This window comes from Streptococcus sp. 1F3 (genome assembly GCF_054968985.1).
Genome location: NZ_JBUEQR010000126.1, coordinates 1 through 10,340 on the forward strand (window position 1 = coordinate 1; position 10,340 = coordinate 10,340).

9 protein-coding genes are annotated in these 10,340 nt (G+C 41.7%); all 9 read right to left on the reverse strand.

The features are described 5' to 3' along the window. Positions 1–710, reverse strand: a 710-nt coding sequence (locus tag ACVPON_RS10155; RefSeq protein WP_462878524.1) for a class I SAM-dependent RNA methyltransferase, incomplete at its 3' end; no start/stop codon positions are given. Positions 711–1,545: 835 nt separating this feature from the next. After that, on the reverse strand, positions 1,546–2,829 hold the full coding sequence (locus ACVPON_RS10160) for an LCP family protein (protein ID WP_462878525.1): 1,284 nt from the start codon (positions 2,827–2,829) through the stop codon (positions 1,546–1,548). Between the two features lie 13 nt (positions 2,830–2,842). Then, entirely contained in the window at positions 2,843–3,670 is an 828-nt protein-coding gene (gene pheA / locus ACVPON_RS10165; protein WP_462878526.1) for a prephenate dehydratase, read from the reverse strand. Between the two features lie 137 nt (positions 3,671–3,807). Next, on the reverse strand, positions 3,808–4,737 hold the full coding sequence (locus tag ACVPON_RS10170) for an L-lactate dehydrogenase (RefSeq protein WP_462878528.1): 930 nt from the start codon (positions 4,735–4,737) through the stop codon (positions 3,808–3,810). A gap of 370 nt (positions 4,738–5,107) precedes the next feature. Continuing rightward, positions 5,108–5,908, reverse strand: a complete 801-nt coding sequence (locus ACVPON_RS10175; protein ID WP_462878529.1) for an ABC transporter ATP-binding protein — start codon at positions 5,906–5,908, stop codon at positions 5,108–5,110. 13 nt (positions 5,909–5,921) lie between these two features. Next, entirely contained in the window at positions 5,922–6,818 is an 897-nt protein-coding gene (locus ACVPON_RS10180; RefSeq protein WP_462878530.1) for an ABC transporter permease, read from the reverse strand. 57 nt (positions 6,819–6,875) lie between these two features. Further along, positions 6,876–7,850, reverse strand: coding sequence for an ABC transporter substrate binding protein (locus ACVPON_RS10185; protein ID WP_462878532.1), 975 nt, complete (start codon positions 7,848–7,850; stop codon positions 6,876–6,878). Positions 7,851–7,871: 21 nt separating this feature from the next. Next, the gene (locus ACVPON_RS10190; protein WP_462878533.1) at positions 7,872–8,843 is read right to left on the reverse strand and encodes an ABC transporter substrate-binding protein; all 972 of its coding nucleotides are present in this window, start codon (positions 8,841–8,843) and stop codon (positions 7,872–7,874) included. 941 nt (positions 8,844–9,784) lie between these two features. Continuing rightward, complete coding sequence (locus ACVPON_RS10195) at positions 9,785–10,123, reverse strand: YlbF/YmcA family competence regulator (protein ID WP_462878535.1); 339 nt, start codon at positions 10,121–10,123, stop codon at positions 9,785–9,787. Positions 10,124–10,340 lie beyond the last annotated feature (217 nt).

Here is a 10,340-nt window from a genome sequence, read left to right on the forward strand (position 1 = left end):
GTAATCTGCGGAAACTCCGCGACCAAACGTTCGATCAGCTGCTCAATACGAAACATTTTCGGACGTGTAGTCACAAAGACAAGCATCAGTTCGCCTGTATAATGACCACGGCGGACAATAATATTACGAATGAGACCTGATTGTTCTTCTTCATCATAGGGCTTAAAGTCAAAGCGACGCAACAAATCACGTACAGCCACAATCACTTGATCAATTTCGGGATGTTGGATATAAAAATCTTCAACCGGTATCAAGTCATGAGAATTTTTCCGGAAAAATCCTGTTTCTAGCTGTCCATTGACACGGCGGACAGGAACTTGTGCCTTATTACGATAAGCAAAAGGGGTATTCATCCCAATAGTAGGGGGAACTTCTATATCCTTGATACCTGCAATCTTATATAAGTTATCTCTGACTTGCTTGGTTTTAAAAGCTAGTTGTGCCCCATAATCTAAATGCCCTAGATCTGCAATCCCAGAGCGTAGGTACTTCACATCAATTGCCTCATTGCGTTCAGGCGATGTGGTCAAACGCTTCTCCACTTTTCCATAGCCGATTTTCTTATTGACCTTGAGCACGCGCATCTGAATGGTCTCACCAGGTAGGGCATTTTCCACAAAAAAGACCAAACCATCTACCTTGGCTACTCCCAGCCCCTCATGGCTCATATCTACAATCGCTACCTCTATACAGTCATTCTTTTTAATCATTCGTCCTTCTCTCTATTCTACAATCCTCTCTTCACCAACACCCAAGATAAACAGTCCATTAGCTTTCATATGTTCATTCACTTTTTATCTGCTCTCGTATCTTGGTTTAACAGAAGTCGAACTAAAAGCTCGGAAAAAAGATAAAAAATGAAGTAAGATACTATAACTTGTTTTATTGGCGGTAGCTAGCTGGCTATTCCCTGCATTTCATTTGTGACTAGCCTAACTATCTTCGCAGGGAGTTCGCAACGAAGTTGCAAGCAACTTCTGCTCGGCCGCCTATTTTCACTATGTGCTTTCACAGTCTAGGAATAGACTGTGAAAGGTTGGAAATAAAACGAGTGAAACTCATGTCAAACACTCTCACATCTTAATTGAACCTACAAAGTGATATCTTATACTCAATAAAAATCAAAAGTAGACTAGCTTTCACAATGAAGAATTGTGAAAGGTTGGAAATGAGAGTAGCACCGCTCATTTCCTTATAATCGAAGCCGAAGGTAGGACTAGCCTTCACCAAGGCAAGTTGACGAAGGCTCCTTTTGATTTTTAAAGAGTATTAGCGTACATCAAAGCGATGCTGACGACGTTTAAGAGATTGTTGAGGAGTATAAGCATCAGTAAAAAGGTTAGAACCTCATTCCAACCTTCATTATAACACATTTTATCCCCTCTAAAAAACCAAAATCGGACTAGACATAAACCTTTGGTACTGAACTGGGGGGGAAGACTATTGTTTCAAATAATCGGATAGAGAATAGCTCGTCTCAGAGATCAGTCAGATGAGGGAGAAAACCCAAAATTTAATGGTTAATCCCTACTAGCAAAGAGAATATCAGCGTAAGCCCAATTCACTCAAACGATTCTGGTATTTTTCAAAATCAATCTTGATTCCCAAACCGCCATAAATATCATACTCGTCGATCCAATCTCCCATCGCTGGAATGGTCGTCTGTTCAACCCCATTTTTAGCATCTAACATGACAAAGAGACCACTCGTAACCAAAAAACGTTGCGGGATATTGGTTGATGTCAAAGCGTAGACTTTTCCAAGTGCTTCTGCTCCAGAAAAGAGCTTCATTGGATTTTTAGCCTGCGTCAGAATAGCTGCAAGTACCTGTTGTTGGCGCTTGGTTCGTCCGTAATCCGCCTCGTCATCTTTACGGAAACGAGCATAATTGAGCAAGGTAGCCCCGTTCATTTGTTGGACACCCACAGAAATCGTCTGATTGGGAACTGAACCATTTTCCATATGTAAATCATCTGGAATGTCAACCGATGACACCTCTTGACCATCTACTGTCCCAAACTGAGCATCAATGGTTACCCCTTCAGGAAAGAGAGTATCGATAGCTGTCGCAAAGGTTGAAAAATCGACCATGGCATAGTATTGGATATTGATATCAAAATTTTCCTTCAAGACTTCTCTCACATTTTCAGCACCCTTATGACCATTTTGCTCTCCAAAGGTATAGGCAGTATTCAGTTTATAATCAGCTCCATCAATATCAATCAAGGTATCGCGCATAAAGCTGACGAGTTTAGCCTTTTTATCCTTATTATTGACGTTTAAGACCATGATCGAGTCTGTCCGTGTCATGTCTGAACTATCACCGGCCCGACCATCTGTCCCTAGGATAAGAATATTCACCCCATTATTAGTAGTCTGACCATTAAACGGTTCTGTTAAAGCCTTGGTTTCAACACCATTCAACCCTTTGACAAACATAAAGCCCAAGCTTCCAAAAAGGACGATAAGCCCCACTAAAAGAAGCATCAAGAAACGCTTGAAGCGTCCCTTTTTCTTCTTCCGAATCTTAGGTTGTTTGATAGGACGCGCCTTTGACTTCTTCTGACGTGGGTAGGCAGGTAAGATATCTCCATCTGGATCCACCTCTAAATCATAAAAATCTCCTGATACTTCTTCCCATTCTTCTAGCTCCACGGGGTGGCTTCTCCGAGGCTGCGGTCGAGCTGCTCGCATAGTGACACCACTTAATTTTCGCTCCAAATAGGCTAATTCTTTTTGTTCCCTATCATTTAAATAGTGAATATTTTTCCGTAAATAATCTAGTCGTAATTCCTCATGATGAGTGAGGTTGCTCTCATATCTTGTCATTGTACTTCCCTTTTCATTGAGCCTGATAAATAAAGTAGTCTCCTAGAATCTTATAAGAAATCCCTAGACTTGTCAATTCTTTTAAGGCATAGGCCAATAATTCTGCTTGAGTATTGTCTACGTCAAGAATGAAGAAATATTCTCCCAGAGCCGTTTTCAAGGGTCTGCTTTCAATCTTGGTCAAATCAATTCCCCTCCAAGCAAAGACTGACATCGCCTTGTAAAGAGCGCCTGGTTGATTATCTGGCAAAGTCAGAGCCAATGAACATTTTCGAGCTGTTTTCATAAGCGGTAGAGTGAATGGCTCATTTCCCAAGACCCAAAAACGAGTAAAATTCTGGCTCATTTCCTGAATATCTTGCGCAATAATTGTCAGACCATATTCCTGAGCTGCTGCAATTGGTGCTATCGCTGCAAAGGGCATATCCGGATGGTTGGCTACAAAACACGCTGCATAGGAGGTGCTAGCTGTTGCTTCAAGCCGAACCTGGGGATAATGCTCCTCAATATATTTTTTTCCTTGAGCCAAGGCATGTGGATGCGAGTAAATCACCTGAAAGTCCCTGGAATCAGAAGCAACCATTAACTGCTGAAAAATCGGCTGAACGACTTCTGCTACTGCCTGCAAGTCCGCCTGATGAAAAAGATAGTCAATGGTTTCATGAACACTGCCTTCAATTGAATTTTCAACTGGAATGACCGAGTAATCAACTGCACCTTTCTCAACAGCTTTCATGACCTCTGTAATCGTATCATACGGCACCAATTCTGCTGTCGGAAAAGCCTGATGCGCTACCTGATGCGTAAAAGAACCCCTGGGTCCTAAAAATCCTATATACATTGAACACTCCTCCCACTGTTTCATGTAGCTCATCCCCAATAGTCTAAGAGATAAGAGGAATATACCTCAAATCAACAACTGCAGGCTACTTAAATAGTCCCCAAAATAATCTTACCTTAGGAAGCTACTCTCTCTAATCAAAGCAGGTCATGTGGGCAGAGGCTCCTAACTTTTTCCTGAATAAAGCGGGCAGAGGCCTGCAATCTTTCTTCCTCATGATCCGTCAAATGAAGCTGAACCCGCTCCACAATTCCCGCTCGCCCAACAATGGCTGGATAGCTAAGATAGGTCTCTAAAGGTTCATAATAGTGGGAAACTGGTAATTCCTCACGGGCATCTGACACGATAGCTAAGACCAGACGAATGGTTGCACTTGCAATTCCGTATGAAGTATATTTTTTGGCATAAAAGACCCTATGCCCACCCATAATTGCTTCCTTTTCTAAACTTGCCAATTCGACTTCGCTAGTAAAATTAGAAATAGCCTGTCCCTTAATCTTGACTTGGCTCCAAGCAGTGAATTGGGAATTGCCATGCTCTCCTAGATTATATCCCTGCACACTGCGAGCATCTATTGTAAAATGCTGAGCAAGCGCCCGCTTCATTCTTGCAGTATCTAGTAAGGTTCCTGTCCCGATGACCTGCTCCTTTGGCAGACCTGTATATTTCTGATAAAGGCTCGTCACGACATCAACTGGGTTTGAAATCACCACTAAAATTCCCTTAAAGCCAACTGCTTTTAATTGCTGGGCAACAACTGGGACTTCTTTTGCAGTAAATGGAAGCTCTGCAAAGCGATCTGCCTGAGGATTGTCTTGGAGCTTGATATTCCCTAAGGCTGAAACCACCACATCCGCATCAGCCAATGCCTGATAGTCATTGATTCTAATATTGGCATGGTGTTGAAGATTGGCTGCTGCATCTGCAAAATCCAAGGCTTCTGCTACGACCTTTTTCTCATTCGTATCAATCAAAACATAATCATCAAAAGCACCTTGAGCAATCAAGCCGTGTGCCACTGTTGTACCAACATGACCTAGTCCAATAATGCCCACTTTGCGCACCATAAGCTCTTCCTCCTATATAGGCATTTCGTTTACTTTTTGGTATAAACCAAATGACTATCTCTATCCATTACAATATACTTAGTCAGTATTCTACCATACTTAGGTAAGATTTTCATACTTTTCCTGTATTATCGCTTATAAAAAGAGTAAATTTTTTAGTAGCATTTCCTAATGAGAGTAGAAAAGAGCTTGAGACGAATCTCAAACTCTTTTCGATCTATAGAGAGGACGCTTGAAGCTAGAAGAAGCTGAAAAGGGAGCGAATCAAAGATTGCATCAAGCTTGCACTAAATTCTTGAGTTTTCCAGTCCTAGATAGTTCTACTAGCACTATGGATAAGCCACTTCAACATCACTAACAAGAACTGAATTTACAACATCATCTCATCATCTGTCAGTGCTTGTCCGCTATTTTTATGAAATAGATCCATCAAATCTTGAACGGTCAAATTGGCTTTTTCTTCACCACCTACATCGACGACGATACGACCTTGGTGAAGCATGATGAGACGATTTCCATATTCGATTGCATTTTCCATATTGTGGGTAATCATCAAGGCTGTCAATTGATCCTTCTCAACGATTTTTTTAGTCAATCTCATCACCATATCACTGGTCTTTGGATCAAGGGCTGCAGTATGCTCATCCAAGAGCAGGACTTTGGGTTTGACCAGAGACGCCATGAGCAAGGTCAATGCCTGACGCTGGCCACCTGATAGGAATTGCGTATCCACCTTCATCCGATTTTCCAAACCTAAGCCTAATTCTTTAAGAGCTTCTTTGAAAATCTTCCGCTCACTGTCTTTCACTCCCCAACTCAAACCACGAGACAGACCACGGCGATAAGCAATAGCCATATTCTCTTCAATGGTTAGACGAGAGGCAGTTCCCATTTTTGGATCTTGGAAAACACGGCTAATCTCACGCGCTCGTTTGGCTGCTGGAACGTCCTTAATGGACGTTCCTTCTAGCAAAATATCTCCTGAATCAACGGTCAAGGCACCCGCCAAACTATTCATCAAGGTTGACTTACCTGCACCATTTCCCCCAATAATGGAGATAAAGTCTCCTTCTTGAACCTCCAAATTCATGCCACGCAACACATGGTTTTCATTGATAGTCCCTGCTTCGAAGGTCTTATGAATATCTTGAATCGATAAAATTGTTGTCATGTTCTAATCCCTCCTAGGCTGATTTTTCTGATACATTTGGTTTACGAATCTGCAATTTTTTCTGCAATTCTGGCACGAAAAGTACAAGGGCAAGAAGGGTCGCAGAGAATAATTTCACCAAGTCTGCATCCATACCAGGAATCTCAAGAATCGCTAGGATAATCAGTCGATAAATAACAGCACCTAAAACGACAGAGCACAAGCGCCAACCGATACGAAGGTTACGCAGGATTACTTCTGCGATGATGACCGAAGCAAGACCGATAACAATCGTTCCTGTCCCAGAGTTCAAATCTGCATAGCCATTGTTTTGCGTCAAAAGAGCCCCACAAAGTGCAATCAAGCCATTGGATAACATGTAGCCATAAATCTTCATCTTATCAACATTGATTCCATTCGCCTCACTCATCGGAATATTGTCCCCTGTTGATCGAAGAGCTAGCCCAATTTGAGTATTTAATAATAGGGTCAATAAGGCGATCACAAGCACGACAAAAATCATACCGATGAGCAGAACTGCATAGGTCTTGCTCAAGCCCATTTTCTGTAATTGGGTCACTAAGGTTTGCTGGCGTAAAAGCGCTACATTTGCCTTGCCAAGAATTTTTAGGTTAATAGAATATAAACCTGTCAAGGTTACAATCCCTGTCAACAGTGCTGGAATTTTCATTTTTGTATGGAGCAAACCTGAGACAAGACCAGCAAGCATCCCTCCTACGAAAGCAAGTAGGGTTGCGAACAAGGGATTCATGCCGTTAACAATCCCTGTAGCGCAGACTGCTGCCCCCATAGGATAAGCACCCTCTGCTGTCAAATCAGCAATATCTAAAATACGAAATGTTAAGTAAACTCCAATCGCCATAATAGACCACAATAGCCCCTGCGATACACTTGATAATATAAGATCCACGATGTTCTCCTTTGCTAGGGGAGCAAGCCTCTTTTTCCTGCTCCCTTGCTTGATAGTTTAGTTTGAGACAGATAATGTTGAAGTATCAATCCCTAGTTTTTGAGCGATTTCTTCGTTGACATGGAGGTCAACGGTCGCTGGATATTCAACTGCAGTTTTGGCAGGGTCTGCCCCCTCCATGATTCGAATAGCCATTTTAGCTGTTTGACGACCTAAAGCCTCATAGTTTGTCCCATAGGTCAACAAACCGCCTTCGTCGACCATATCTGTCGAACCACCGATAACTGGTACCTTGTATTGAACAGATAGCTCACCAATCATGGTCATAGTTGATGCAATAGTATTATCTGTCGGAATGAAGACCACATCGACCGATTTCATCAGACTGGTTGCTGCATCCTGCACTTCATTGGTATTGGAAATCCCCTTAACCACTACTTTATAGCCTGCTTTTTCAAGCAGGGGCTTTGCCTCTTCCACCTGCACTTCTGAGTTGCGTTCACTCGTCGTGTATAAGATTCCGACTGTTTTCGCATTTGGCACAGCCTGACCGAGCAAGTCAATCTGTTTTTCAATCGGCGCCTGGTCGCTCGTTCCTGTCAGCATACCAGCTGGCTCCTTGATAGAATTAACCAAGTCCGCAGATAAAGGATCGGTTACCGCCGTAAAAAGAACTGGGGTATCGGTTGAAATAGTCGCTAAACTTTGGGCAGCGGGCGTTGCAATAGCTAGAATAACATCATTATTTCCAAGCAATTGCTCTGAAATCGTTTGAAGATTGGCTTGATCCCCTTGGGCATTTTGGTAATCAAGGGTGATTTTTTCACCCTCCTTGTAACCATTTTCAGCCAATTCAGCCTCAAATCCTTTGCGAGCAGCTGATAAGGAATCGTGTTCCATATACTGTAAGATACCGATCTTTATCGTATCGCTACTCTTTTTCTTGCTGTCTGAAGACGAGCAAGCTACAAGGGCGAGGGTACTAAGACCAATGATAGACACGTTTAGCAAATATTTTCCGATTTTCTTCATGTATTTTTTCTCCTACATTCTCTATTTTTCCAATTCTTTAATCATTTCTGGATCAATTCCAATTGCTTTTGCCATTTCTTCATTGACGGCAATCGCTGCTGTTTCAGGTGTTTTCACCGCCAAATCGGCTGGTTGCTCACCTTTTAAGATGCTTACTGCCAATTCACCAGCCTGCACACCAATAGCATGGAAATCTACTCCGTATGTAAAGAGAGTAGCTTCTAAGACCGCTTCGTCGCTCCCTATAGCTGGTACTTTAGCTTTCAGTAAGACTTCTCCAATGGTAGAAGCTGTTGAAGCAACTGTATTGTCTAATGGTAGGTAGATGGCATCTACCTGACCTGCCAATGAAGTAATAGCTTGTTGGACATCGTTGGTCGATGTAACAGTTTTGACAACGACCTTTAAGCCCTTTTCCTCTAGTAACTTCTTCGCTTCCTTAGCCTGTACTTCTGAATTTATCTCACTTGAATTATGAAAAATCCCGATGGTTTTTGCTGTCGGCACAACTTTTAATAATTTGTCTATTTGACCAGCAACATCTGTCGAGTCTGTCGTACCTGTCATATTGCCACCTGGTTTTTCCAAGGAATCTACCAAACCAGCAGCAACAGGATCGGATACGGCTGTAAAGAGGGAGGGAGTTTCACTATCCGCACTCAACAAAGCCTGGGCAGCAGGGGTCGCAATGGCAAAGTTTAGATCATTTTCCCCGGCTAGTTGATCCACCATTGTCTGTAAATTGGCTTGATCTCCTTGAGCATTTTGGTAATCAACCGTCAGATTTTTTCCTTCCGTATATCCAGCCTTATCAAGAGCTTCAAGGAAGCCTTCACGAGCTGATGATAGGGCATCATGTTCTGCATATTGGATAATTCCTATTTTTACATTTTTATCACCGGATGCTGTTGATTTATCGCCCGAACCACAAGCAACTAGTGCGAACGTTGAAAGAACGGCTACTGAACCTGTAAAAAACTGTTTAAACCCCATAATCGAAATCTCCTTTATAAAAATAGTAAAATAAGTAGTCTATCTAGCAGGTGCTAGAAAGTGTGACCTTTAGGAAATAAGGAAAAAGCCTCATCCTATTTCTGACATCTAGTAAGTCGGGCGTCCCCTCCCTACTTTAGAATCCGTATACACACCCAATCCCTCTCAAAAGCGACTTTTATTCCCCTACATGGTGTAGAAGTGGACAGAAATCATGGGACTTCCCTCACTCTAAACTTCTTGAGGTTAAGCTATGGTATCCATCATCGTGTCCCTAATGATTGAGAACGCTAGGCAGCTTATACTATAAAATCGTACGAAACAGTCGTTTTATCTCAACCTTAAGATAAGAAGGCAAGCTAAAAGCGAAACAAGCAAATCTTCTGAAGCAAGGTAGGTAAGATGTGCACACAGCTTCTTCCAATACATAGTGGATAGAAAGGTCTGGACTACAAAAACGGGACCGCCTTAGATACATCTAAACGGTCCCTCAATTCAAACTGTAAAATGAAAACAGACTGACTTGACATGCCACCTAGATGTATCATCTATGTAGGCATTGTCAAAACTACCACAGCCACATAGATACAAACAGAACGTTCCTGTGTTTGTATCCATGTTACCATGTCTACAAACACTATCTAAAATAGCTGTAGAAATATGTATGATTGGTTGATGTTACTTGACAACTCAATAACATATCGTAGGTCTCCTTTTCATTTCCTTTAGGTTATTAAAATAATAAACAATTTTTATCCATTTGTCAAGAATTTTTATACATGAATGTTGAGATTTTTTCAATGATTTTGTCAATTTTTTACTCAAGGTAGTCTTTTAGCCTATCTTGAATACTTTTTGATATTTCCCCTAGGGCTATAAAAAAAGAAGCAACAAGGATGATTCTTGGAAAATCATGACATTGTTGACCTCTCTATTTCTTCTTATAGTAGTTCCTGTAGGGGCTTAAAAATAATTTTTTCTAAATCGGCAATGTAAATAGAAAGCTGTTGCTGCTTACTAAAATACTCTGTCAAAAGAGGGCTGGCTTGAATTTTTTTGTTAAAATCTTCCAAACGTGCCTGCAGATCAGCTCCCGGCATTTGCCCTGCCTGTAGCTGTGCTTGAACTTCACCTTGGAAAGAAAGATAGGCTTCCAACAACTCTTTTGCCTCCTTATCCGCCTCAAGCGAATTTTTCATTGCTTCAACTGCCTTGTATTCTGGTAACTGACGAATACTGCGTTCCAATTCATTTGCAATATCATAGATATTTTGTGTCATAATGGTCTCCTTAATCTACGAAAATCGGGTAGCTCATTCGGTAAAAATCTCCCTCAACCGCTCCAAATCTTCTTTATTTTTTAACGTAACTTATAAAACAGCATGAATAGCCGTTGATTGTCCTCATTCCCACGCCAAACGCATGAAACTGAAATAGTTTCAGAAAAGGTATGTAAGCGATCTTATCATAGCGCCCAGTGCCTAAAAAGTGGTATCC

What these genes read in the sequence shown, in the direction of transcription:
- ACVPON_RS10160 (WP_462878525.1), bottom strand. Translation starts at nt 2,829, where the DNA reads ATGACAAGATATGAGAGCAACCTCACTCATCATGAGGAATTACGACTA.
- ACVPON_RS10175 (WP_462878529.1), bottom strand. Translation starts at nt 5,908, where the DNA reads ATGACAACAATTTTATCGATTCAAGATATTCATAAGACCTTCGAAGCA.
- ACVPON_RS10185 (WP_462878532.1), bottom strand. Translation starts at nt 7,850, where the DNA reads ATGAAGAAAATCGGAAAATATTTGCTAAACGTGTCTATCATTGGTCTT.
- ACVPON_RS10170 (WP_462878528.1), bottom strand. Translation starts at nt 4,737, where the DNA reads ATGGTGCGCAAAGTGGGCATTATTGGACTAGGTCATGTTGGTACAACA.
- pheA (WP_462878526.1), bottom strand. Translation starts at nt 3,670, where the DNA reads ATGTATATAGGATTTTTAGGACCCAGGGGTTCTTTTACGCATCAGGTA.
- ACVPON_RS10190 (WP_462878533.1), bottom strand. Translation starts at nt 8,843, where the DNA reads ATGGGGTTTAAACAGTTTTTTACAGGTTCAGTAGCCGTTCTTTCAACG.
- ACVPON_RS10195 (WP_462878535.1), bottom strand. Translation starts at nt 10,123, where the DNA reads ATGACACAAAATATCTATGATATTGCAAATGAATTGGAACGCAGTATT.